At 52.2% G+C, this 25,740-nt stretch carries 15 protein-coding genes; 8 read left to right on the top strand and 7 right to left on the bottom strand.

What is annotated here, in order from left to right; translation table 11 throughout:
* Positions 1-200: 200 nt before the first annotated feature.
* Positions 201-3,719: a penicillin-binding protein 1B gene (mrcB, locus tag MXE41_RS07660; RefSeq protein WP_247100072.1), complete on the bottom strand. Its 3,519-nt coding sequence runs from the start codon at positions 3,717-3,719 to the stop codon at positions 201-203.
* 1,784 nt (positions 3,720-5,503) lie between these two features.
* Between mrcB and dksA the strand changes: the two genes are divergently transcribed.
* From dksA to MXE41_RS07620, 8 genes are all read left to right on the top strand, one after another.
* Positions 5,504-5,959, top strand: coding sequence for an RNA polymerase-binding protein DksA (gene dksA / locus MXE41_RS07655; RefSeq protein ID WP_246977961.1), 456 nt, complete (start codon positions 5,504-5,506; stop codon positions 5,957-5,959).
* An 806-nt stretch (positions 5,960-6,765) separates the two neighbouring features.
* Positions 6,766-6,993, top strand: coding sequence for a hypothetical protein (locus tag MXE41_RS07650; protein ID WP_246977962.1), 228 nt, complete (start codon positions 6,766-6,768; stop codon positions 6,991-6,993).
* Between the two features lie 238 nt (positions 6,994-7,231).
* Positions 7,232-8,647 carry a glutamate--tRNA ligase family protein gene (locus tag MXE41_RS07645; protein WP_247100071.1) on the top strand — a complete coding sequence of 472 codons (1,416 nt, stop codon included), beginning with the start codon at positions 7,232-7,234 and terminating at the stop codon, positions 8,645-8,647.
* Between the two features lie 1,189 nt (positions 8,648-9,836).
* Positions 9,837-11,390: a polynucleotide adenylyltransferase PcnB gene (pcnB, locus tag MXE41_RS07640; RefSeq protein WP_247073900.1), complete on the top strand. Its 1,554-nt coding sequence runs from the start codon at positions 9,837-9,839 to the stop codon at positions 11,388-11,390.
* A 231-nt stretch (positions 11,391-11,621) separates the two neighbouring features.
* Positions 11,622-12,128 (top strand): 2-amino-4-hydroxy-6-hydroxymethyldihydropteridine diphosphokinase, encoded by a 507-nt coding sequence (gene folK / locus MXE41_RS07635; protein ID WP_246977965.1) that lies wholly within the window; start codon positions 11,622-11,624, stop codon positions 12,126-12,128.
* 177 nt (positions 12,129-12,305) lie between these two features.
* Positions 12,306-12,935, top strand: a complete 630-nt coding sequence (pth, locus tag MXE41_RS07630; RefSeq protein ID WP_247100070.1) for an aminoacyl-tRNA hydrolase — start codon at positions 12,306-12,308, stop codon at positions 12,933-12,935.
* A 226-nt stretch (positions 12,936-13,161) separates the two neighbouring features.
* Positions 13,162-14,256, top strand: coding sequence for a redox-regulated ATPase YchF (gene ychF / locus MXE41_RS07625; protein ID WP_246977967.1), 1,095 nt, complete (start codon positions 13,162-13,164; stop codon positions 14,254-14,256).
* Positions 14,257-14,800: 544 nt separating this feature from the next.
* Positions 14,801-16,609, top strand: coding sequence for a hypothetical protein (locus tag MXE41_RS07620; protein ID WP_247100069.1), 1,809 nt, complete (start codon positions 14,801-14,803; stop codon positions 16,607-16,609).
* Between the two features lie 311 nt (positions 16,610-16,920).
* On the opposite strand, the gene MXE41_RS07615 is transcribed toward MXE41_RS07620, so the two are convergent.
* The 6 genes from MXE41_RS07615 to MXE41_RS07590 all read right to left on the bottom strand — a co-directional run bounded on the left by MXE41_RS07615 (position 16,921) and on the right by MXE41_RS07590 (position 25,154).
* Positions 16,921-17,691, bottom strand: coding sequence for a GNAT family N-acetyltransferase (locus MXE41_RS07615; RefSeq protein WP_247100068.1), 771 nt, complete (start codon positions 17,689-17,691; stop codon positions 16,921-16,923).
* Between the two features lie 231 nt (positions 17,692-17,922).
* Positions 17,923-18,621: a GNAT family N-acetyltransferase gene (locus MXE41_RS07610; RefSeq protein WP_246977970.1), complete on the bottom strand. Its 699-nt coding sequence runs from the start codon at positions 18,619-18,621 to the stop codon at positions 17,923-17,925.
* Between the two features lie 708 nt (positions 18,622-19,329).
* Positions 19,330-20,238, bottom strand: a complete 909-nt coding sequence (locus MXE41_RS07605) for a universal stress protein (RefSeq protein WP_247100067.1) — start codon at positions 20,236-20,238, stop codon at positions 19,330-19,332.
* Positions 20,239-20,650: 412 nt separating this feature from the next.
* Positions 20,651-21,904: a glutamate-5-semialdehyde dehydrogenase gene (locus MXE41_RS07600; RefSeq protein ID WP_246977979.1), complete on the bottom strand. Its 1,254-nt coding sequence runs from the start codon at positions 21,902-21,904 to the stop codon at positions 20,651-20,653.
* A 417-nt stretch (positions 21,905-22,321) separates the two neighbouring features.
* Positions 22,322-23,473 (bottom strand): glutamate 5-kinase, encoded by a 1,152-nt coding sequence (gene proB, locus MXE41_RS07595; RefSeq protein WP_246977972.1) that lies wholly within the window; start codon positions 23,471-23,473, stop codon positions 22,322-22,324.
* A gap of 394 nt (positions 23,474-23,867) precedes the next feature.
* Positions 23,868-25,154: an alpha/beta hydrolase gene (locus MXE41_RS07590; RefSeq protein WP_247100066.1), complete on the bottom strand. Its 1,287-nt coding sequence runs from the start codon at positions 25,152-25,154 to the stop codon at positions 23,868-23,870.
* Positions 25,155-25,740 lie beyond the last annotated feature (586 nt).

The raw sequence follows: 25,740 nt of genomic DNA, 5'->3' as shown, positions 1-25,740 counted from the left end.
CCCAGGACGGTTCTGGCCATGGCAAGGCTATGGCAGGATCCGGCTCAGGACCTGTGCAAGGCCATTGCCTGGCCTGAACGGGGCTGGTAGCGGACCTTGCCTGTGTTGCACTGCAGACGGCTCTGACTGGAGCTCTCCTTGCCTGGAACGTCAGGCGGCGCAGAATTTCTGCAGCAGACATTGCGTGCCGCCTGCCGGGCCTAGAAGATACTTAAGAGCTCATCTTCAAAGGCATCGGCCTGACGCTCAGTGTTTTCAGAGGAACGCTGAGTTGGGCGGGCCTGATTGTCAGGCTTTACCGGATCAACGTCACGGGCACCAGAGTCCTCAACACTGCCATCCTTAAGGGCATTGATATTCGGTGCCACAAAGTTGTTACCGGCCGGACGTACAGGACCATCGCCAAATAGTGATCCAGGGGCCGCAGGTGCCGGCTGACCGCCCTGTACTGGCTTGCCAGGCTGGCCAGACTGGCCTGCCGGGACAGGGGCCGGGGCGACCTGACCTGATGGCATTATTGGACGGGTGCCCAGATTTAATGAGCCTGGGGCAGCCGGAGCACCTGGAGTTCCGGTACCGGCAGCGTTCTGACCCTCTGGTGCATTTGGATCGTATGGTCTGTATACAGGCTGCTGAGACTGAGGTACTTCATATGGCAGCTCGTCATAGCCAAACTCACCAAAGTTGTTGCACTGTCTTATGTACTGAATGCGATCCTCACGGGCCGGATAGCGCTCCATACCTGGCTCCTCACAGCCACTGGCCAGCACGTTGCCCTGAGAGTCGAAGTTGGCAAAGACAATGCCCTGTGGACGCTTGAGATCAAGTGAGTTCACACCACGCTCCTGCAGGTAGGCACCATACAGTCTCATGGCACCGGTTGAACCGTACAGGCCGGTGGACTTGTTGTTGTCATAGCCTACCCATACAGTGGCTACTTCATCAGAGTCCATACCTACAGCCCATGAGTCACGGAAATCGTTGGTAGTACCAGTCTTGGAGGCAATGGTTACACCAGGGAACATCCTGGCAATACGACGTCCGGTACCAGTGCGGGTAGCCTCGGTCATACCGTAAATGGCCAGATAGGTATCCTTTGGATCAAGGGTACGTGGTGAGCGGTTACCACCACGCTGATAAACAATCCTGCCATCCTTTTCAATGGTACGCAGAGCAGTCAGGTCGCGGTAGATACCTTCAGTGGCCATACCTACGTACATGGAATTGAGCTCATAAGGAGAAAGCTCTGGAGTACCAAGAACAATGGACGGATACAGTGGCAGCTTGCGCCTGTAACCGGCGGCATTGAGGGTATTGATGACATTATCAAGACCGGCGCCCATGCCCACACGCACCGTAGGTACATTCAAGGACTTGGCCATGGCGGTAATTACACGGATCGGACCACGGAACTTCTTGTCATCATTCTTTGGTGACCAGATATTGCCATTTGGCAGCTTCACCTGTACGGCGCTGTCATTGACAATGGAGCCAAGATGATAGCCCTGATGGAAAGCGGTCAGATACACAAAAGGCTTGATAAGCGAGCCTACCTGACGGCGGCTGTCCAGAGCACGGTTATAACCGTCATACTTTGGATTTGAGGAACCTACAATGGCTGAAACCTCACCGGTACGCCATGAAGAGACGACCATGGCAGCCTCAAGATTGCTCTTCTTGCTCTCTTTTTCAATGGCAGCAATCTGCTCGGTTACAGCCTTTTCAGCTGACAGCTGAGCCTGAGGGTCAAGTGAGGTAAAGATACGGATGCCATTACCTGACAGAAAGTCCTTACCTGTTCTTTCTTCCTCTTCCTTGAAACGCCAGCCAATTTCAGTCTTAACAAGGCCCATGAAAGCTGGGGTCTTGTTGTAATTCATCTGACCGCGCTTAATGACATTGAGCGGTTTGGCAGCGAGCTTTTCAAAGAGCTCAGGAGAAATATGGCCACGGTTGCGCAGCACACCAAGAACGGTATTGCGGCGCTCCAGAGCGTTATCAGGATAGCGCCATGGATCGTAATAGGATGGGCCTTTGATAAGACCAACCAGCAGAGCCATCTGATCGAGGGACAGCTCGGCTACCGGTACACCAAAGTAGAAATAGGAGGCCAGACCAAAGCCGTAAATACCGGCATTTCCATTCTGGCCCAGGTAAATTTCATTCATGTAAGCCTCAAGGATCTGCTCCTTGGTGTAGCGGTGATTCATGGCCATGGCCATGAAGATTTCCTTGAGTTTACGGGAATAGCTGCGCTCGTTGGTCAGGAAGTAGTTCTTGACCAGCTGCTGAGTAATGGTACTGCCGCCCTCAACCACACGGCCTGCCATGGTGTTCTTCACAAAGGCACGGACAATGGCTACAGGGTTGATACCAAAGTGTTCAAAATAGGAGCGGTCTTCAATTTCTACCAGAGTGGTAACCAGCTGCTCTGGCACCTGATCAAGGGAAATGAAGATACGGTCTTCCTGAGGATTGATACGGTTAATACGATCAAGCAGAACAGGATCCATGCGCAGGAATGCCATTTCCTGGAGGGTTTCGGCATTGAGGATACGGTTAACGCGCTTGTCCTCAAATTCCACCATTAAGGACAGACGCGGCTCTTCACCATCAGGGAAAGTAAATGGACGGCGGATCAGTACCACACGGCCGTTCTTGCGGTTAACGGCATATTCGCCCGGACGGGACGGACTGGATACTTCACGGTACTGCAGCAGCTTGAGCTCGTAGAGCATCTGATCAAGAGACAGACGCTGTTCAGGATAGAGCTCCAGAGGACGGGAATAAACTACGGCCGGCAGCACCCACTTGTCATCTACCTCATAACCGTCGATAACCACGGCATCAAAGTAGATAAAGAGCAGAGCACTGATACCAATGCCTACTACAGCCAGCTTGATAAAGAGATAGGTAAGGAAGCGTATGGTCTTTACCATGCGCTGCCAGACAGTAAGACGAGGCAGAGCACCAAGGGCGCGGGCTTCCTTTTCAGCAATACGTGCCTCTTTTTCAGCACGCACACGCTCACGCCAGCGATAGAGGAAGTTGCCCTCAACATCACCGGCAGCAAGACTCTCACGGGCATTTTGCAGACGCAGCAGAGCCTGAGCCTTCTGCTCATCACCCTCAAAACGTGCCAGCATCTGCTCATAGGTCTCATGCTCATTGCCAGCGCCTGCCACGTCACCAGCGGTGCCCGCAGCACCGCCTCCGGCAGTTTCGCCCCCGGCAGAGCCATCTGCATCGGCACCGTTACTGTCAGAGGCACCAGCTGCGCCCTTAGCTTCGGCTACAGCATCTGCCCCGTCTCTGTCAGCACCAGCCTCCTCAGCACGGCCTGAGCGGCCCTTGTCATCATCGCCCTCTGGCGGCAGGCCGCCCGGGACGGCGCCACCGGCAGCGCCCGCCCCTGCACCAGCGACACCAGCGGCGCCTGTGCCATTAGCGTCCTGTGCCGCAAGGTCGGAAATATCACTGTTGTGCTCAACGCTGTCGCTGTCAGCCTTTTCCTGGGCGGCGACAGCAGCACGACGGCCCGGTCCGGTCAAGGGAGCATCATCAAGGGCACTGAAGGAGCCGGCATCAAAGGAAGCAGAGCCTGAACCTGTAAGATCCTGGCCCTGATTATTTTGCGGGTCCGGCATACCGGTAAAGTCACCAAAGGTAGGCTCAAGTCGCGAGCTGCCGCTGCCATGGCCGTTATGCTTATCCTGCATCAGTTATTACCTTCCTTCTGGGGCCCTGTGCTCTGTGAACATCAGGCCTTATGGCGCAGCTTATGGAGACACACTGCTCCTTAATGGCTGCGCCTTGAAATTCTTCAGGCAGAAAGATTACTCCAACACCTGCCTCAAATGTCCGTACCCGTAAAGCGGCCCGCAGTGCCGCAGACAGTATGCTCAGGACAGATCCTCACCTGGGATTTTGCAGGCCGGTCATACCTGGCCTGTCCCGCGCCTGACAGGGCACCCATGACAGGCTCATTTTACTGCCCGTATGCATGCCTCACAGCTTATGCTGCCCTTACAGAACAAAAGTATGCATTATAGCAAAGCAAGCCTAAACTCAACTATCAGCCCATGGCATTGTGCATACAAAATAAGCCGCTCCCGCCCCCATATTTACGGCAGTCTGGACTACCGGGCAAATGAGGCGTAACCTGCCAACAGCACAGCCTTGCTATAACCCCCCAGGCCGCGCCAGGGCAACCGTCATAACCTGGCCGCAGCAAGGCCACACCAGGGCCGCTGCCGGGCTATAACGTGGCTACAGCCTGGCCCAGCCGGGCCACAACTTGGCTACACCCTGGCCGCAATGCAAATCACAGGTACGGGCTGAGCCGTGCCGGCAGCGCCAGCACCGGGCAGGCCCAGCCTGGCAACTCCCAGGGCATTGCCCAGGCGGCAGCATGGCCGGGCCTGGTCACAGCAAGGCACAGGACTGACAGCCGCCACATGGCCTAAGCAAGAACATCTGATCTGCCCACAGTGCACTATATATATGTAGAAAGCGCACTCCCGGAACTGACCACCCTGATCCGGCCAGTATTGTGAGCAGCTGATACTGCGGTTACGCTGCGTATATCTAAGGATAAAACGGCCGGCACTTTTCAGTTAAACTTACGGAAAAGCTGCATGTTGCCCTCGTCGGGGCAGTCATTTGGATGACGGACCTGCATTTATGACCAGGTATTCCAATGTAAAGTTCACGTAAGGTTACAGTTAAGACTACATTTTTATGGCTGTGAATTTTTCTGTTTTGCAGGCGGGTCGTCATTTTGGACATATGATGCTTAGTGCCATCTGAATTACTGTGCTATGTTGATTGACCTGGTTTACCTTGCCCTGAGCCTTAACTTCAGCGTCAGTACTTTTTCATAAGCCCAGGCCCCTGACAGCAGCGCCATGCTGCTCTAAAGAGTGCAGGCCCACTGTCAGATATCACAAAGACAGAGCACTTTAAGACACGACAGGCTTTGGAAAAGCCTGCCTGAACGGGGCTGCAAAGTGAGAAAAATGCGATACAAGGCATGGAGCATTACGCAAATTAGCTATATTTCTCACAGCATGGATATTATTTGCTTGATACCCCGGGGCAATTTATGGATAATGCTTGCCTTGATTAATGGCCAGTCCCATTAATAAGGGCTTGTATTAGCTGTTTGCGCCAGTAGCGCTGCAGCTTGAATCAGGTCTGTCACAGCCGCTCTTCGCCCTTGCGGGCGTGAAGTTGTCCCTGTGCAATGACGGAAACGTTCAGGTGTTCTGTAAGGCATCTGCCTCAGGTTTACAGGTTTAAATGCACTTCATCCGTCATGTTTGCGGTCAGAAGCCTGCCCTGAGGGCCGGCCTCACCATCAGAGCATCATCCTGAATGGATCTGCAGTACCTTGCAGGTGCTGAACCTGCCATCAGGAACAAATGAGCCGGGCAGCTGCCCTTGCTCATTAACCGCCTTTATGAGGCGGGCTGATGCTTACAAACCAATAAGGAAATGAGTTATGAGTAACCTTACCCAAGAAGATTTAGACTCCATGTCGCCGCTGGCTATTGCCGGTGTTAAGCCTTACCAGGAGCAATCTGGTGAGGAATACATGAATGATGCTCAGAAAGAGCACTTCCGCAAGATCCTGACCGCCTGGCGTGATCAGCTGCGCTCTGAAGTAGACCGCACTGTAGGCCACATGAAGAACGAAGCTGCCAACTTCCCTGATCCAGTTGACCGTGCTTCCCAGGAAGAAGAGTTTGCCCTCGAGTTACGCGCCCGTGACCGTGAGCGCAAGCTGATCAAGAAGATCGAAAAGACCTTACGCAAGCTCGATGATGACGAGTTTGGTTACTGCGAGCAGTGCGGCATTGAGATTGGTATCAAGCGTCTTGAGGCCCGTCCAACCGCCGATCTGTGCGTTGACTGCAAGTCCCTGGCTGAAATCAAGGAAAAGCAGTACGGAGACTAACAGCAGGTCCTGCTCACTATCAGGCACACTCTGCCTGCACTCAATAACTCAGGCGCACTGCGGTGCGCTTGAGTATATTCCCATGAGCCCCCAGGCCCACCTCCAAACTCCCAGCTCCTCCTAAAAACTCAAGGTCCCCACCCACCACATCAGGGCGGTCCTGCAGCTGTACTGCAACAGTCCCAGGCCCCATCAGGCGATCTCACAGTCACCGCATCTCAACCTTACAGCCACCTCCCCCCAATCTCATCCCATTCTGTCATTTCAATAAGTATCCGGCCCATATTCCATCAGGCGCCAAAGCAACTGACAGCTAATGCCGTACACCAACTGCGATGCTCGGCCCATACACCACTTCTCAGCAATCCTTAAGGCCCACATTTTTGCTCTGCAACTGACAGCACATTGTCCAGTTTTCATATATCTCACAGCACCATAATTTTGCTTTGCAAAAGACATTGGATATAGTTTTAAAGGTGCGATCACCAGCCCTGCATGAATCGCCCCTGCTACGCTGTCCCGCTCTCAATCAAACAGGCCATGAACGGTCTATGCCATCTTTACAGACAGACGGACAGATCAGATCAGGGCTGGGATGGGCTGGGCTGGACAGAACAGGGCATGGCAGGACAGAGCTGGGCCGGGTTGGGCAGGTCAAATACTGTGGCATTTTGTCAGGTAATAACAGAAATACTTAACTTTCAGCCCCAAAGATCATATTCTCATGGCTTACGCAGACTGATGGCTCAGATAACCAGCCACTTTCTGCACTGTCAGTGTTTTTTTGTTTTGCTTAAGGATAAGCCATGGCTGATAACACTCCACTTGATCTCTCTGTCATTCCGGAAAAGCTCTACTTCAAGAAAGGCTCCTGCGGCGCCACCTATGTGCAGATTAAGCATGGCGTCAAATTCGACGAGAAAAAGCAGCGCGACGTTCCGGTACGACTGACCATGGGCAAGGTGGTTGCAGGTAACGAAAGCACCTTTATTCCTAACAGGAATTTCTTTGAGCTTTTTGGCGACAGGCAGTAGAGCCGGCCATTCAATCAGAGGATAAGAGTCACCAGGCCCTGCCCGAGAGCTGCCTGCCGGCGGCATTGCCGCAGGCCGCTATGAACAGGCGAACAGCAGAGCAACTGCCTGCGACCTGGCCACGGGCCGGTGCGCTCCAGGCGGGCAGCCGCCAGACAGCCTGCCAGGCAGCCATGCATGCAGGCGGCCACGCGCCGCATGGCGGCTGTGAATGTTAAACGTGAGGATCCTTTTTTCTATGACTTACTGCGGACGTTTTGCCCCATCACCAAGCGGTCGCCTCCATCAGGGATCGCTGGTGGCCGGTTATGCCGCTTTGCTGCGCTGCCTGAACCATCAGGGCCGCTTTATTGTCCGTATTGAGGATCTGGACTTTCCCCGCTGCCCGTCCACCAACACGCCTGTCATTCTTACCGAGCTGGCTCTTCTTGGTATCAAGTCTCCTCTGTCACCTGTGATTCAGAGCTGTCAGCTCGATGATTATCATGAGGTGATGAATTCCCTGACCGACAATGGCACAGCCTATTTCTGTGAGTGCACCCGCGCCCTGATGAAACAGCGTCCCTGCCCCTGCCACGAACAGCTGGTTCAGGAGAAACTGCGCACTGCCGATGCTGACCACCTTGCCATACGCATTGAGCTCAAAGAGTGCCTTAAGCATTACCCGTCTTTTAAGGACAACAACCTTGGAATGGTCAGTCAGTGTGATCTGGGACATGAGCTGGCCAGCTCCCTGGTACTGCGCCGTGCTGACGGCATCATTGCCTACAATCTGGCCGTGGTGGTTGATGACCACAACGAAGGCATAAGCGAGGTAGTACGCGGCGCTGACATGCTCGATGCCACCTTCCTGCAGCTTTGTCTTTACGACATCATGGGCTGGACCGCCCCTGAGTTCTTTCATGTGCCGCTCATCACCGACCCTCAGGGCAACAAGCTTTCCAAACAGAACAAAGCTCCTGCCGTGCTCAGCACCATGGCTCCTCATCAGGCCTTTATTCACACCTGCAGACTGCTGGGCCAGCAGTGCGATGAAAACTGCATGAATAAGGCAAAATACCTTGATGAAACTTTCATCAGGGCCGGTTTGATAACCCTTGAGATAATCAGCCGCGCAGCAGCAGCTGCCAATGCTGCAGCTGCCGCCTCTGCTGCCTCTGCCGAGGCCGCAAGATGCAGCGATCAAGGCCATAGCCGTTCACGACACGCCCGCAATGCAGCAGCCCCTGACTTAAGCTGTCAGCCTGGCAGTACCAGGCACACTGCCCTGACCAGCACTGTCCTTGGTCTAGGACTTTTACTGACCCCTCAACTCAGTCCGGCCAGAGGCTTTGGCCATGGCCAAAGCCATGGCCAGGCCCCGGCCACTTCAGCTGCCCCGACCACTGCAGCATGCCATGGACAGAGGGCAGTGCCAGGCCTCGACTATTACTCTGACAAAGGTGAGGTTCTGACTGAATTTATGCTTCCTGACAGCGGAATTGATGTCTCAATGCTGGTGCATGCTCTCAGTGATGGCGGAGCCGATGGCGCAGGCATGGCAGCTGTGGCTGAAGTGGCCCGTGAGTACGCTCACGGCATGGATGATCTTATATTCCATATGGCCTGTGCCTTTAATGTAGCGGCCATGCCCCATTCGGCTATTGTGATATAATGCAGCCTGTTTTCGGGCGAACCGCCTGAAAGAAACAGTACCGGCATGCTGACGCCCGCATTATTTTTCAAGCGTCCTGCAGCCAGTGCAATGCTCATATCAGTCTGCAGAGGAGCTGCTGAACATTATGTGCAGCAAAGCAGATGCAGATCAGCCAGTCTGCACCAGGCTTTCCCTGAGGCATACTCTCTGACCGACAGCCCTGTCATGGTCTGAACCATGAACACTGAAGGTGCGCAGCAGATGAGGGAGCATATGTCATGACAGGTACTGTATCTGCGGTTTTCCCTGGTGAATTAAGCTGAGCCTGACGGCACCGCCCCTCAGTAATATGAGACGGGCTGACAGCAACAGATATGCGCTGCTCTTTGCAGGTGTATTTTGTGAACTGTCCTGACAGGCAATGAGCTGCTATCTCAAGCTGTGCAGTAACTGCATGACCGAGGCGGCGCATTCTAAAGTATCTGACCTCAGGGTAAGCGCACCCGTATTCAAGACGGGGCGGCTCTGCAGGCAGCTTAAGAATACAAAAGCAGAACTGCCCGAGGGCATCTGCCGTCCGACCTCAAGGCGTCATGCCTGCCAGCCTAAGAGCTCTGGCAATTCATACCGGTTCAGCAAGGCTGTATGAAAAGCCTGCGCCAAAGTAAATCTTCAGATCCTGCAGACAGGTTAAGTCCCATGGGCACGACGCCGACGGCAACAGGCTGTGGCAGCCTCCGTGACATTCTGCCATGCAGGTGCAGATGTACTGCATGATGCACTCTCTGCAGGTCTGACCATACGGCTCCCGACCGTTACCAGCCCACTTAAAGCTGGATGCACAGATGAAGACTTATGCTTTATGGAGCCATGTCCCCTCCCTGGGGTCAGCTCACCGGTTTTCGGCTTGTTCTTGTAGGTTCCCCTGATATTTTACTCGGAGCACTTTCCCCCTTCCTCTCCCCCTCAATACATGCTCAAAGCGATGCTGCAAAGCAGCGCCGCGCACAGTTGCGCCTGCGCTTTTGCATGACGCCTGCCCGGCAGGACGCCTGCAGACAGGCAGGCCTGACCTGCACAGGGCAGGTCACAGGTCATGTCATGGCCGGGACTGCACAGGTCTTGAGACCTGTGATGACACTGAGATGTTCATGGATGGTGAGAGTATCCGAGTAAAATATTAGGAGAGCCAGCCTTCTTTGTAGACTTGAGGTACACAAAAATTTCTACCTTAATGCCAGGTCTTGAAGACCTATTGAAGAAGCACAAAGCCATGGTGGTCAAAAAAGGCCAGCATAAGCTTGTCCTGGACGCTGAACAGCACCAGCTGCCAATTGAAAAAATCTCCAAATTTGCCATCAAGGTAATCAAGCGCCTCAAGCAGGCCGGCTTTGAAGCTTACCTGGTAGGCGGTGGCGTAAGAGATTTGCTGCTGGGCAAGACTCCTAAGGACTTTGATGTTTCCACCAATGCGACCCCTGAGCAGGTGCGTCGTCTGTTTACCAATGCCCGTATCATTGGCCGTCGCTTCAAGATTGTTCATATCGTATATACCAATAACGATATTATCGAAGTAACCACCTTCCGTGGTGGCAATGCCAACAAGATGCAGGTAACCCGTCCGTTCAGCGGCGATGGCAAGGCCTATGATGTTCAGGTTACTGACCAGGGCATGCTGGTGCGTGACAACAGCTACGGCAAGCGCATTGAAGATGACGCTCAGCGCCGTGACTTCACCATCAACGCCATCTATCTGGACATCCAGACCGGTGAGCTTATCGACATGCACGGCGGTCTGTACGACCTCTCCCAGGGCGTGATCGATATCATTGGCGATCCTGAGACCCGCTACCGTGAAGATCCGGTACGTATTCTGCGTGCCGCCCGCTTCAGCGCCAAGCTGGGCTTTGCCCTGTCCCGTCGCACCCTTGAGAGCATTGAGCCATGTGCCCAGCTGCTCTATCAGGTTGCTCCGGCCCGTATGTACGACGAGGTTAACAAGCTCTTCCTCACTGGCCACGCCCAGGCAAGCTTCCGCGTACTTTCTGAACTTCATCTGTTCAGCCGCCTGTTCACCCTCTCCGAAATGCTGCTCAACTCCAGCTCCTGCCGTGATTTGTTAAATTACGCTTTTGCCAGCACCGATCAGCGCTTCCACGAGGGCAAGTGCAACAAGCCTCACTTCCTCTATGCCATTATTCTGTGGAACGAGTTCCTGTGGGACTTCTACGAAGTGCGCGACGACCTGATGTTCTCTGCCAACAACATCAACTACAAGTCACTGATCTCCTTCCTGGCCTCAAGCGTTGTGATCAATCAGTACAGCATCACCGCCATGCCTGAGCAGATCATCCGCTCTATCGCCCTGCTGTGGCGTCTGCAGTTCCTCCTTGAATCCAGGGAGCCTGAGAAGTATGTCAAGGAGACCACCTCCTACAACAGCTTCCGCGCCGCTTTTGACCTGTTCAAGCTGCGTGCTCAGTTTGACAGCAGCCTGCAGTCCCGCGTTGAGTTCTGGCAGCCTTACTATGACGCATGCAAGTCAGAAGCTGAAAGACGTTCCCGTGAGGATCGTCCTTACAAGGATGATCGCCGTGGCGGCCGCCGCAACCGTCGTGACCGTGATCGCGACCGCGATCGTGATCGCCGTGACCGTGGCTCATCAGACAATGGTCAGCGCGACAGCGAGATGATTTACGAGTCTTCTGAGTCCATCAGCAAGGCCCGTAACTGGCGCAAGTCCATGAATCTCGAGCCATAATCTGAGCCCGCAACACGGGCTGCAGGCTCACAAAGGGCACATGCCCTGGATCACAAAGGACTCATGCCCAGGCTCACAACGGACCTGGAACACTCCAGGCACGCATGCTGACCTCAGGTATGAAAATCCTGATATATAAGGCCAAAGATTTCAGCATTTTTGTTGAGCTTTGGCCTTAATTCTGTATGATAATCATCATTTTTTGAGCTGTCTGAGCACTGGAAAAGTTTGATGCTGACTGTAATCGCCCTGGGCTCCAATATGGGCCAGAGTGCCACCACTCTCAAGGATGCCGTGACTGCCATTAACGCCATTGAGGGCGTGAGCGTTATCAAGGCTTCATCCCTGTACCGTACCCCTCCTGTGGGCTATCTTGATCAGGATGATTTTGTTAACGCTGTCATCATGGTTGAAAGTCAGCCCGATCCTGTTGCCCTGTACGAACGTCTTGCCGCTATAGAGCTTGAATTTGGCCGTGTAAGGCTTTTCAAGGACGGCCCACGCACCCTCGATCTGGACATTATCTGCGCAGGTGATCTGATATCATCAGACGTCAGAGTTATCCTGCCTCACCCGCGCGCTCAGCAGCGTGCCTTTGTCCTGGTGCCGCTCAATGAAATCGCCCCTGATCTGGTTTTTCCTGACAGCGGGCTTACTGCAGCTCAGGCTCTGGAACGCTTAAATCCTGAGGACTTAAGCGGCATCGAACGGATTGCTGATGCCCCGTCCCTGCTCTGAGCGCCCCTTTCAGGCTGTCAGCCAATACCATACAGCGTTCCTGCTGCCGCCCACGCCTGAGCAGCCGGGACGTCTGCGCCGCAGCGCCAGCAGCTGCATCTGCAGCAGGCTGCACCGGGCAATCAGTGCACACTGTCAGCTTTTATCAGCCTGCAGCCTGCATCCTGCGGCCAGCTGTTGACCGCAGATCCACAGAGAAATGCCAATATGCCAGCTAATGCCAATATCAGACTGATTGTCGGTCTGGGTAATGTCGGAGCCAAGTACGACCATACCCGTCACAACATGGGTTATGACCTGCTTGAGCTCATCGCCCGCCGCTACAATATCAGCCTCAATCCTGAGAGCAAATTTGCCGGACTGCATGGCAAAGGCTCTATTGAGGGCCATGAGGTACATCTGCTCTTTCCTACTACCTACATGAACGAATCAGGTCGTGCCGTAGGTCCTTTATGCAAGTTCTTCAAGATTGCCCCGGAAGAAATCCTGGTTTTGCATGACGAACTTGACCTGGCTCCGGGCCAGATGAAACTCAAATTCGGCGGCGGTCTTGCAGGTCACAACGGCCTTAAGTCCATTACCGCCCACCTGGCTAACAGCCAGGACTATTACCGCCTGCGCATAGGCATTGGCAAGGGTCCTGACACCTATTCATGGGTTCTGGGCAAGCCATCGCCTGTCGACCGCGCCCTGATTGAAGAAACTTTAGATGCGGCCGCTGTTGATATTGGCCTGATCTACACCCAGGGCATAACCAGAGCCACCAGTGCCATCAACGGCTTCAAGCCGCTTGCCTGGCAGAAATAGCCTCAAGGCGCCTGTTCCGTAAGCCCCAACGGCACAAGTCCGGCCCGGCGCCTGGCGCCCAGGCGGCCAGGCCGGGCCCCGCTGCAGCCCCGGATGGTGCCCATGCAGGCGCACCGCTGCAGCCCCGGCATGTGCCCATGCAGGAACAACTGCTGTGGCGCCTGCAGTGGCACGGACAGCAGCTCTGGTTTCGTTATCCTTTTTCCTCACTTTCCTGGAGTTAAACATGGGTTTTAACTGTGGTATCGTCGGTTTACCAAATGTTGGTAAGTCCACCTTATTCAATGCTTTAACCAAGGCCGGCATCGCCGCTGAGAATTTCCCTTTCTGCACCATCGATCCTAATACCGGTATCGTACCTGTACCTGATACCCGTCTTGATCAGATCGCTGCCATAGTAAATCCACAGAAGGTAGTCCCAACTGCCATGGAATTTGTGGATATTGCCGGTCTGGTTAAGGGAGCTGCTCAGGGTGAGGGTCTTGGCAACAAGTTCCTCTCCAACATCCGTGAGACTGATGCCATTGCCCACGTGGTCAGATGCTTTGATGACCCTAACGTTATCCATGTTAACGGCAAGGTAAATCCTGTTGACGATGTTGAGGTTATCAACACTGAGCTGGCCATTGCTGACCTTGAAGTTGCTGACAAGGCTCTGCAGCGCCTTGAAAAGCGTGCCCGCACCGGCGGTGACAAGGAAGCTCTGGCTCAGGTAGTAGCTCTTGAGAAGGTAAAGCCAGCCCTTGAAAAGGGTCTGATGCTGCGTGCCGTTGAGTTCACCAAAGAAGACCTGGCTGCCATGAAGGGCTTTAACTTCCTGACCTTAAAGCCAATGATGTACATTGCCAATGTCTCTGAGGACGGCTTTGAGAACAATCCATACCTGGACGCTATCCGCGAGTATGCCGCCAAAGAAAACTCCATAGTAGTACCTGTTTCTGCCTCCATCGAGGCTGACCTGGCTACCATGGAAGAGGCTGACCGCAAGGAGTTCATGGACAGCCTTGGTCTTGAAGAGCCAGGTCTTAACCGCGTAATCCGCGCCGGTTACCAGCTGCTTGGTCTGCAGACTTTCTTTACTGCCGGCGTCAAGGAAGTACGTGCCTGGACTGTCAAGGTAGGCGCTACCGCTCCTCAGGCTGCAGGCAAGATTCACTCTGACTTTGAGCGCGGCTTTATCCGTGCCCAGACCATTGCCTTTGATGACTTCATCAAGTACAAGGGCGAAGCAGGCGCCAAGGAAGCTGGCAAGCTGCGCTCTGAGGGCAAGGACTATATCGTTCAGGACGGCGATCTCTTCGAGTTCCTCTTCAACGTCTAATACCATAAGCATATCCGGCCAGAGCAAACCCGGCCGGATATGTCTGAGCAGATGAACAGACAATCTGCAGAGCTCACATAAAACAGGGCCCGGATGCCATATGGCACCCGGGCCCTGCTGTTTTCAGAACTGAATTATCAGCCTGCAGAAATGTACATGTTATTTAAAGATTGTCATAAACTCATACCTGACATCAAATCAGAGGCAAACTATATGAAAAGTCTTTAATAATAGACTTGATAGCCAAATGGAGGACAGTCAAAGTCGTGTCAGAAATCTTATCTGCTTGTATATAATGAGGCAGGAGATGTCCCTGAAGAGGATTTATTAAAACTCTTCAATGTTTTTGGTAACCCCAGGGAAGCTCCCTATGATGTTATGGTTTCTTAGTTACCAGATACTCATTGCATAGGGGTACCTTCTGACGCACGGTACACCATACGTGAGGCTATACAGATTCTACGTGCAAAGAAGTTCTTAAAGATCCCAGTCAATCTAAAGCTGCTTAATGACTGCAGGTTGGGCAAAGTTGAGGAGAGTCAAGTTGATATTTAATAAGAACGAAGTTCTGTCAATCGACAGTATCCCTCATCGAGTCCTTTACTCCAATACTGACAGTACTGCTCTTTATCCAATATCTGGCAATCAGCAAAGTAAAATTACCTACAGGGTTGTTGATACTAAAGAGCTTGAGAGACAACTGGGCTGCGGAGCAGTAAGAGTCGTAGAAGATCCTTATGAGCAACTGAGAAACATGTATGTCAGTGAGAACAAGACTGTTGAGGAAAACTTTTGTCTTATTTCGTCAATTGTTTCTAACCAGGAAGTCTTATATTCTCGTAATGCTCTTACTGTTGCGCTTCACGAAGCGTCCAACGGCAGCAGGAGCAAGCTGCGTAAACTGTACAGGCTTATTGCCAGATGGTTTCAAAGAGGTCAGTGTAAGGCTGCTCTTATGCCTGACTATCGTGCTGTAGGTCATTCACCAAGAACCTTTTCTTCCAACCCGGGAAGAAAAACGGGCGTTGATAAGCCTTTATTAGACAAGTCCCTAAAGACTTTAATGTCAGCCACTATCAGGGATTATGTTCTGACACAGAATGGCGTATCTTTAAGAAAGGCTTATTCATTTCTTATTGCTCGCTATTCAGATAAGTATCCTGACTCGCCTGTTCCAACATTCGGACAGTTTTCTTCATTCTATTACCGAACCTGTAACAGAAGAGACCGGGACCTGCTGAGGCATTCTCATATTGTCTTCAACAAGGATATCTTAGCACGCCCGGAGTCTGAATATGAGGCCAGCTCAGGCCCAGGTGACGTTTACGAAGTTGATTCCACTCCGGACAATGTTTTTCTTTGCTCCTCATTAGAGCCTGCCATTCCAGTAGGACGACCTGTACTTTATTCAGTTACGGATCGTTTTACAGGTATGATTGTCGGCATACATGTTTCTTTAGAGAATGCACATAATAAAAGCGCTGCTGAAGCGCTGTTCTGTGCAATTTCTGATAAGAGCCAGTACTTTAAGGAAAACTTTGATATCCATATTTCCTTTGACTGGCCATCCTTTGGCATTCCTAACTGTATATGTGCAGACAATGCTGAGCTTGAGGACAGCAGGATAGAGCGTTTTGCGCGTAACCATGGGGTTACAGTTATTAACTCAGCCCCAAACCGCGCAGATCATAAGAGCACTGTTGAGTCCTCAATCGGTATGCTTCAGAGTGAGCTCCGTTTTATGCTCAAGCAATCCACCGTATGTGAAATTAGACATAAAAAAGCCGGCTCTGTTGATAACCGAACAAACAGCGTGCTTACTCTCAATGACTACAGACGAATAGTTCTTCTTGCCGTAAACACTGTTAATGCCCGCATTAAAGACAAGATGCCTAATGACTATCCTGTAACACAGGATTGCAGCCCTGTAGCTCTCTGGAGCTGGGGGTGTGCAAATCGTCCTGCTTTTTTGAAAAGCAATTTCAATCATGAATCCCTGAGGTTAAGCCTTCTTCCTCAAAAGAACGCAAGTGTTTCAAGAGATGGAATCAAGTGTAATGGCATGACGTACACCTGCAAGCAGCTTGAGAATGAAGGCTGGTTTGATGGTAACAGCAACTCCATGCGCCCTTACCAACCAGTTATGTCCATAGATAATGGCAATGTTGGCATTGCATGGATTTATCCTGACCCGGAAAAATATCCGTCTACCTGCTTCCAGTGCAGACTTAAGCAGGAGAGCGCCTACTTAAATGGATGTAGCCTGTTCGAAGCTGAAAAACTTCAAAAGTGCAGAAATGATTCCAGATCCCGAACTCAGCAGAAGCAGAATCATATTAGATCCTCAAACTAAAAAGATGCAGGACACAGTCAGTGGCTAACGTTTGAGAAGCGGTACAACCTCAACTTTAACGGGTGAAAAAGATAAACTGGCTATTCTCAAAATCAGAGGATATGAAGAGCAAACATCATTACAGCCGATCCCGCTCTTTTAACAAGCCAATCATGTAGACTAACAATTTGATTAATCTTCAAAAAGACCAGTAGATGTAGTTATTGATTTGAATGTATTTTAAAAGCTGATGGGATAAAACAGGGCCCGGATGCCATATGGCACCCGGGCCCTGCTGTTTTCAATACTGAATTATCAGCCTGCAGACCACTCTACTTACCAGTACTGCCCTGCCCGCTGCCGTCATCGGACTTGCTATCTGCCGTGGCGGCCGCAGCAGGGGCTGCAGCCTTAGCAGCTGCCGGGGACGGAGCCTGACCGAGCTCCTTGGTGTACACATAGCCACGCAGAAAGCCGTTGTTGCCGTGATTGAACTCAGGGATGTGGCAGATGTTAAAGCTCATGCTGACATCCACGGCGCGCTTCATGCCTATGTGGTCATAAAAGCCAAAGTCGCAGCTTGAATCAGTAATCAGGTAGTAGCTCTTAAAGCCCTGACTGCGCAGCTGCTCCTCTACGGCCTCAATTAGCTTCTTGCCCACACCAAGTCCCTTGGCTGCTGTATTGACGATAATGACCAGCACCTCAGGGGCACTGCTGTCAGGCACCATCTTTCTTAACCTGGTGTGATTATCAACAAAAAGCCCTTCGATAAGACGGGAGTTGCGTGCACCTGGCCATACATAAAGCAGCATACGGGCGGCATGCTCCATGACACGTGTACGGCAGCAGATAAAACGGTTTTTGCGCAGAGCCGGACGGTCTACCTTGTTGGTAAGACCAAGCAGACCAAGGAAATTATCATCCTTGTCAGCAGCTACCAGCAGACTGGTAGCGTTGTTCAGATAATGCAGCATAAAGCCTGTGGTACTCAGGAAACTGACTGACTTTTTGCTGTCGAAAAACCATACCTCACTGGCTACTTTGAATAACTTTTTGTAGTCCTTGCCCCACTTGAATGGTCTAATGTGTATGTTATCCATAATAACCCCTGATAACTGCAGTCTGTTAAGGCTATGGCTGCAGAGATTGTAATACTGTATAGCTGCCTGGCGCAGCGGCAGGTGCCGCCGCCACCGCTGGCCGTACGGCCAGCCCTGCCTGTAAGGCAGGGCTGCCGCCCGAGGCCGTGAGCATGGTTAAGGGCTCAGGCTCTGGCCTGCTCCTTTGGCTAAGCCCGGAGCTGAGTCCATGACTGAGGCCCAGCCCTGGCCTTACTGATCTTTGGCTGAGTCCTGGTGCGGCTCACGCAGGTCCTGTGTGTAGACAAGGCCGCGCAGGAAGCAGTTTAAGTAATGATCATACTCAGGGACATGACGGATGGAGAAGCTCATGTTGACGTCTACAGCGCGCGTCATGCCCAGGTGATCATAGAAGCCGTAATCACAGCTTGAATCAGTCAGCAGGTAGTAGCTCTTAAAGCCCTGATTGCGCAGGATTTCCTCTCCTGCAGCTACCAGCTTGCGGCCTACACCCATGCCCTTGGATTCAGGATTGACGATCATGACCAGAAACTCCGGAGCACTCAGGTCCGGCACCATTTTTCTTAATCTGTCGTAATTGGCAAAGAAGAGCTCATTGAACAGACGGGAGTTTAAAGCGCCCGGCCAGAAATAGAGCAGAGCCTTGGCTGCATGCTCATAAAAACGGGCGCGGCAGCAGATAAAGCGGTTTTTGCGAAATTCCGGACGGTCCACCTTGTTGGTCAGACCAAGAATGCCCATTAACCTGTCACTGCTGTCGACAGCCACCAGCAAAGTGGTAGCCTGGTTCATGTAGTGCAGCATGAAGTTCACTGTGTTAAGGGTGCTTACCACATGGCTTTTATCAGCAAACCATACCTCACGTGCCACCTGTAAAATCTGATTAAAGTCCTTACTCCACTTAAATGGTCTAATTCGTATGTCACTCATAAACTAATCCTGAGACCTGCAGCAGACAAAGCCTGTTTCTGATAAAAGCTGCAGGAAAAACAAATGCCCCCTGCCTGCGCCAGGTACAATGGTGCCATGGAGCAGCCTGGCACGGGGCCGGCCCCGGATCCTCGATAAGCACAGATGTCGCTTCAGGGCAGCGCGACTGATGCGCACGCAGCGCGCTCTATTGGCGCGACCTGTCCTGCCGTGACCTCTGACTTTCAGTAATGCTCATGTCCAGGGTAATTGCACATAACATACAGCATCACGCCTGGCATCCCCCTGGCATATCAGCATTGACCAGCTGCCGCAGGCCCGAAGCCCAGGCTGGACCGCACAATGCCATCCTCTGCCCGTGCACTGCCCCTTGACCGCCACAGCGGCGCCTGCGGGCAGAGCCTGCAGCCTTTGCCTGGTAGCGGTGCCTGCGGGCTGTGCCTGTGTGCGGCTCCTGCAGGCAGAGATGTCGGACTGTGCCTTTGTAGGAGCAAAGCCCGTAAATCATGATGCCGGCTGTGCCTGCAGACCGGCAAGACTATGACAGCAATGAGCTGTCAGGGCCGTGCGGGTCTGCAGACACAGAAAAATGTATTTTTCTGTGTAGTTAACAACATACAGACAAAAAAGCCCCGCATAAACTGCGGGGCCCTGCCCCGTCCTGTGTTCCCGTCATAAGCCGAGGGAATTAAGGACCCGGGGTCTTAATCAGTCATGCAGATTGCTCTGATCGTAGCGTACATGACGGTTTACGATGAAGATATCACCCTTGATCTGCTCAAGAACCAGCTCGCTGGCGCTCTGATCAAAAGCGCTTAAGACACCGTCACGAGAGGAGGTGCCCATGCATACCATGCGGGCTTCGAGATTGCTGCACACACGTGGAATCATTTCATCGACACGGCCTTCGGCTACGTGGCAGCGCTCATGTGGAATGCCGTGCTTGTCAGCAAACTCGTAGAGTGCAGCAGTGTGTATTTCTGGACGGGTTGATGGCTTGGATGAACCCATCATAATAGACAGATGAGTATCACCGCCCATCAGGCCACCATGTACCGGAGGTACACAGTTGAGCACATGCACCTCACCGTTGAAGTTTTCAGCAAAGATCTTGGCTGCGGTAATGAGCACTTCGTCGATGAACTTCTCGTGATTGGCCTCATCAAAATCAATGGCCAGTACGATAGCGCGATCAAGACGCTGTGGAGCCTGAGCATCCTTGACTACCAGGACAGGGATAGGAACGCTGCGGGTAATCTGCGAATCGATTGGAGAGAAGAATAAGTCCTTTAAGGTATGACGACGGTTGGCAGAAATCAGAGCCAGATCGAACTGCTCGGACTTCTTGCCTGCGTAATTGCAGAATGCCCTGGCAACGTCATCAGCAAAATCAACCTGTACTCTCCAGTTCTGAATGCTTGGATAGCGGCTCATGAGAGCTCCAACCTCTCGCTTGTAGCGATCCTCAAGCTCAGTGCGCTTATCTTCAGTGAAGTCGGTAACTACGCGAAACAGAACCAGCTCAAGATCCGGCATAAAACGGGCAAATTCGGCGGCTCGCTCCAGAGCTGGCTGATCTTCCTTTGGTTTGACCAGCACTAAAACCTTATAAGCCATATCTCCTCCTTACTCTAAATTTTATAGAGATAATTGCTCTGATTTCATTATTGCAAAGCTACTGAGATATTAAAAACCCTTTAATCCAAAACTATGACTTACTCTAAATTTTGACTGCAAAAACATCGATTCATTCCAATCTCACCCTTTTATGTGCACCCTGCAGGCGCAAAAAGAGCACGCTGCAGCAAGCTGCATCCAGCAGCAACTGACTGCCCCTGCTCCAGCGAAAAGTCCCTGCCAGCCGCCCAATATCGCCATTTCCTCACATCCACTTGTCTGGCCATAACTTTTGAGGCTGTCCGGCCACAGTCATCTACCAGGGCCCTAAATAAACTGAGGCCAGCCTGGCAATGCCTGGCTGGCCTCATGAAATTTTCATACTGTCCCTGACGGTCCTGACATCCTGCTGTTATTCACGGCACAGATAGTCGCCACGGCAGGTGTACTGGTAGGTGGTCAGAGCCTCAAGTCCCATAGGGCCGCGTACATGCAGCTTCTGTGTGGAAACGGCTACTTCGGCGCCCATACCAAACTGACCACCATCAGAGAAGCGTGGTGAGGCATTGATGTATACGCAGGCAGATGGTACCGAGCGCTCAAAGAGCTCGGCATTGCCAATGGAATTGGTCAGGATGGCATCGGAGTGAATAGCCTTGTGACGGCGCAGATGCAGGATAGCCTCACCTACACTTTCAACAATGACGATATTCATCTTCAGGCCAAGGAACTCGGTATCTAAATCATTATCCGAGCACTGACCGAGTAATGGATAGTCAATCATAAGGTCATGCATTTCACCATGGGCATGGACCACGACATTGTGCTTTTCAAGCTCAGGAGCAAGTGCATTGATCAGGGTCTGGGCACGGCTGCGGTGTACCAGAAGAGTATCTAAAGAATTACAGGCTGAAGGCTTTTGCACCTTGGCATTAATAATGACATCAACAGCACGTTCTATGTCAGCAGAGGCATCCACGAAAATGTGACCAACACCAAAGCCGCCGGTAATTACCGGTATGGTAGCGTGCTTGACGCACATACGGTGCAGGGCTTCGCCGCCGCGTGGGATGATAACATCCACAAACTCATCAAGAGTAAGCAGCTTGTTAACCAGATCACGGTCAGTAGACTTGATCAGGTTTACTGAGCTGGAAGGAACTGGACTGTTGGACAGGGCTTCTTCCATGAGCTCAAAGAGAGTGAGATTGGTCTGGAAGCACTCAGAACCGCCACGAAGGATACAGGCATTACCTGACTTGATGCACAGAGCTGCAATGTCGATAGTGACATTAGGGCGGGACTCGTAAATAACGCCCACAACACCCAGAGGAACACGGCGGCGGGAAATATGCAGGCCATTTTCAGCCACGTGACCATCGATAATACGGCCTACAGGATCAGGCAGATCAATGACACGCTCAATGCCATCAATCATTTCCCAGTAACGCTTATTGTTAAGGGTCATGCGGTCAATGATAGAAGCCGGCAGAGCACGGTTCGTGGCGTCAGATACTTCTTTGGCATTGACGTCCATGATGAATTTCTCCATCTTCTTGAGCACTGAAGCAATAGCGGCAAGAGCCTCATTCTTGTCCTTAGTGCTGGCTATGGCAAGCTGCTGGCTGGCCAGTGCGGCTGTATAGCCGACTTTGTGCATATCAATTCCAAAACCCATAGTTAACCTGCTTAATTTCCTGTGCACCTGGTTCTCTGAAAGCGCTGTTCAGAGCACCTCCCTTTATCTCAGGGAAAACATTCCCTGTATGCCAGGTATGACCATATGGCCCTGTTGTGCTGGTCTTTGACAGCACCATGCTGTCACACCGTATCCGGGCTCAGAGCTTTCAACATGTTGCTCCTGCCGGACCTGTACAGCTCATTGTCAGGGAGCTGATTATCCCCCTGCAAAAAACCGGCCCTGTTTACACAGGGTCTTTCTCAAAGTTCTGACAGCTCCGCAACAGCGCGGCTGCAAACTGTAAGAAGCGCCGTGTCTGTAAAGCTGCGAGCGTGCTGTGCTGCCATGCGCGCCACCTGCGCGCCCGGCGCACCGTTCAGGGTTCGCAGCCCCGACATGAGGCTAGAGCATTACCATGTCGTTGCGGTGAATGACCACCCCGTGGGAAAAGCCAAGACGACTCTCGATTTCCTCGGATTTACATCCTCTGATAAGTTCGCATTCATTTGAAGTATAGCGCACTATACCTTTTGCCAGAGATTTACCTTGCTGACTGTCAATTTCGATCACAGCCCCACGCAGGAACTCGCCCTCGACACTCTTAATGCCTGACGGCAGCAGTGATGAGCCGCGTTCTGTAAGAGCTGCAGCGGCGCCGTCGTCAACAATGATGCGTCCTGATGGTCTGGTAGTTGAGGCCAGCCACACCTTGCGCAGCTCCTTGGGACGATCACCTGTTCTAAAGAAAGTGCCGTCTCCGCGCTCTTCTATGAGGTCCAGCATAATGCCAGGATCTTCACCTGAAGCAATAATGAGCTCAACGCCGCCACGGGTTGCAATATCGGCTGCCTTAACCTTGGTGGACATGCCACCAGTGCCTAAAGTGGTACCTGAACCGCCTGCCAGAGCAATAATCTTTTCATCAATTTCCCTGACCTCACGAATCAGCTTTGCATCAGGACAGCTGCGCGGATCGGCTTCGAACAGACCTTTCTGATCGGTAAGAAGAATGACCTTGTCAGCCTCAATGGCTATGGAGGTAATGGCGGCCAGAGTGTCGTTATCACCCACCTTAATCTCGGCTGTTGAAAGGGCATCATTTTCGTTGATGACAGGAACAATGCCATTATCCAGAAGAGCAAATAGAGTATCACGGGCATTTAAAAAGCGCTCACGATTCTCAAGGTCAGCACGGGTCAGCAGAATCTGACCAATGTGTATGTCATAAATGGCAAAAAGACTGGCCCAGACCTCAATAAGACGGCCCTGACCTACAGAGGCCAGCAGCTGCTTGGAGCTTAAAACCGGGGGCAGAGAAGCATGAGAGGCAACGAGCTCACGACCTGCGGCCATGGCGCCTGATGACACCAGAGTAACCCTGTGACCAAGCTGTCTCATCTGGGCTACCACACGAACAATCTCCAGCATGTGGGCACGATTGAGACTGTTTTTTCCTCTGGTCAGAGTGCTGGTACCAAGCTTGATAACTATATTCTGACCTTCTGTCTCACCATTGGTCTGACAGCCGCTGCGGCTGACCTGTTCTTTATGCATATCCAGTATTGCCTGTATCTTCTGTGCTCAAAGCAAAATGAAAATTCATCCTGATGGCTGCACCTGAGTTCGCCTTGTGGCCATCTCAGGCCCGCTGCCGGGCAAAATTCAGTGAATCACCATTATAAGCACAAGGCCGTCCCGGCGAAACACCATGCCCCGCACCACAATGGCGCCACCGCCAGCCTGGCATCACTGTGATGCCAGGGCAATGCCTGCGTTCCGGTGCAGCGCAGTCAGCAGCAAGGCATCAGAACGTCAGCGGTGCTGTGCTCATAAAGACAGGGCCGGAGTATGACACTCCGGCCCTGTCTTTATACAGTGCTCTTACCTTATCCCAGGCGGGACGGATGCACCTTGTTTAAGAGGGATCGGTCATGCCGCTGATCCCGGATCAGTTGAGCAGCTTTTCTTTGAAGAAATCGCTGATTTCAGAGAACAACTTAGGCGCAAACTGACTTACGCGAATCTGCTTGTGCTTGATGACGTGATTGTTCTTGAAAGCCTGATTGACAACAGCCAGATCATCGTCATTAAACTTGAGATCAATAGGAGTGAAGATAGTAAGCACCGGAATGGTGTTTGAGGCATGATAGCCAATCAGACCCTGCTTTTTGAGAGACAGCATCTGCATCTGAGGCACAATGGTATCCCAGCCACTGGCATCAAGGTTGAGACGGTTGGCAAGCGAGGAACGGGCTGACAGAGGCATGCTGTTGAGCAGCTTGTGGTCAAGGTAGGCTGAGTGAACGGCCGGACTTGCAAGGGCAATGGCCTTGAAAAGGTCAGGACGCAGCAGCGCAAGACGGGCTACAGGAGTTGCACTGAAGCGGTAGCCCATGGCACCAATGGCAGTACGGTCAATAAATGGCACACGATCGCGCAGGAAGTCTACAGCCGCTTCAAGCACATCTGAGCTGTTAGCATCGAGCACAATCTTGCTGGCATCCCCCATACCTGGCATGTCGATAACAAAAATGGCAATGCCCATCTTACGTAAGTAGTTGCTGAACAGACCATAGTAGTCAGTTGAGGTATCGCCATAGGCAGAAACCACGATGACACATGGCTGCAGTGTTCTGTTATCCACACTGTGCAGGTAGCCGGTTACCTTTTCGCCGCGCACATTGAAAGTCAGCTCCTCGTAATGTCCAAGGCGCTGCTCGTCATTGAAAATCTTGCGATAGGACTGACGGCCCAGAAGTGATGCCTGTGCAGCCAGAACGTCACCCTTGAGGTTTGGGTAGGCAGCAATGGCAAAGTAACGTGATGCCATACGGTACTGGTGACTTGCCTCAATCAAATCGCCTCTTTCAGTAGCTTCACGGCCTCTCATAACACGTCTCTGGGCTATGGCACTGAACTCATAGATCCAGTTGCCGGCACCGTACTGGGATACGGTATCAAAACACTCAGGACGTGAGCGATCATTTGAGCTTATGACAATATTGGACAGAGCAGCCTCAATATCAAGACTGTTGGCACCAAGATAGGTCCAGGTATAGAGATTTAAAGGTCGGTACCATCTGGCGCGGAAAGGGGAGCCCATGAAGTGCAGTCCGTCACCTGAATCAGGCAGAGGACAGCCGGAATTTGAGATCAGTGAGGTCTCAATATAATCATGCTTTGGCTTGAAAAGAATTTCGCTTAAGTTTTCTGATGGAATCTGGCTTTCGCTCATTTTTCCTCCCCTCACTTTAATCCCTCACGTCCGCACCATGGCATCACTGCAAACAATACAGCTCTTTCCCGGGCAATCGGCTGCCTGAGAATGCCAAGCCGCCCAATGGCTGCTATCCCAATCCATGGTGCCACGCAACGCGATGGCAGTAATGCCACCAGACGGCTGTCACGCCACCTCATGACTTCAATGCCACCAGATGGCTGTAATGCCACTTTATGGCTGTGCGGTAATATGGCTGTTATGAGGCATTTCTTCATCTAATCAGGCAATATTAGCACGCTGCCGCTGAATTTGCCCGCAAAAACACTTACCGCTCCACTAATCTTACCGTTGCAGGGCAGCAGCAAAGACTGCTGCACGTGCTGCATCATGCCATGCTCCAAAGACGGCTGCGCGTACTGCCACCGGGAACAGCCTGCAGTTGCACCAGAGCCAGCTGCGTGGCCACCTGGATAGAGCCATACCTGGCCAGCTTGCATGCTCCAAAAAAGCAAGACCCTCAATCCCCATTGGAGCTTGAACAAACGCCAATGGGAATTAAGGGTCCTGAGGATACACACAATGGAAAAAACCGCCTTGCAAT

It is taken from the genome of Anaerobiospirillum sp. NML120449, from assembly GCF_023051105.1.
GTDB lineage: Bacteria > Pseudomonadota > Gammaproteobacteria > Enterobacterales > Succinivibrionaceae > Anaerobiospirillum.
This window is presented reverse-complemented; position numbering and strand designations above follow the sequence as displayed.

Bases quoted from the DNA above. Each gene is read 5' to 3' on its own strand.
- MXE41_RS07615 (WP_247100068.1), bottom strand. From the start codon at position 17,691: ATGGATAACATACACATTAGACCATTCAAGTGGGGCAAGGACTACAAA.
- MXE41_RS07605 (WP_247100067.1), bottom strand. From the start codon at position 20,238: ATGGCTTATAAGGTTTTAGTGCTGGTCAAACCAAAGGAAGATCAGCCA.
- mrcB (WP_247100072.1), bottom strand. From the start codon at position 3,719: ATGCAGGATAAGCATAACGGCCATGGCAGCGGCAGCTCGCGACTTGAG.
- ychF (WP_246977967.1), top strand. From the start codon at position 13,162: ATGGGTTTTAACTGTGGTATCGTCGGTTTACCAAATGTTGGTAAGTCC.
- proB (WP_246977972.1), bottom strand. From the start codon at position 23,473: ATGCATAAAGAACAGGTCAGCCGCAGCGGCTGTCAGACCAATGGTGAG.
- dksA (WP_246977961.1), top strand. From the start codon at position 5,504: ATGAGTAACCTTACCCAAGAAGATTTAGACTCCATGTCGCCGCTGGCT.
- MXE41_RS07650 (WP_246977962.1), top strand. From the start codon at position 6,766: ATGGCTGATAACACTCCACTTGATCTCTCTGTCATTCCGGAAAAGCTC.
- folK (WP_246977965.1), top strand. From the start codon at position 11,622: ATGCTGACTGTAATCGCCCTGGGCTCCAATATGGGCCAGAGTGCCACC.
- MXE41_RS07645 (WP_247100071.1), top strand. From the start codon at position 7,232: ATGACTTACTGCGGACGTTTTGCCCCATCACCAAGCGGTCGCCTCCAT.
- MXE41_RS07590 (WP_247100066.1), bottom strand. From the start codon at position 25,154: ATGAGCGAAAGCCAGATTCCATCAGAAAACTTAAGCGAAATTCTTTTC.
- MXE41_RS07610 (WP_246977970.1), bottom strand. From the start codon at position 18,621: ATGAGTGACATACGAATTAGACCATTTAAGTGGAGTAAGGACTTTAAT.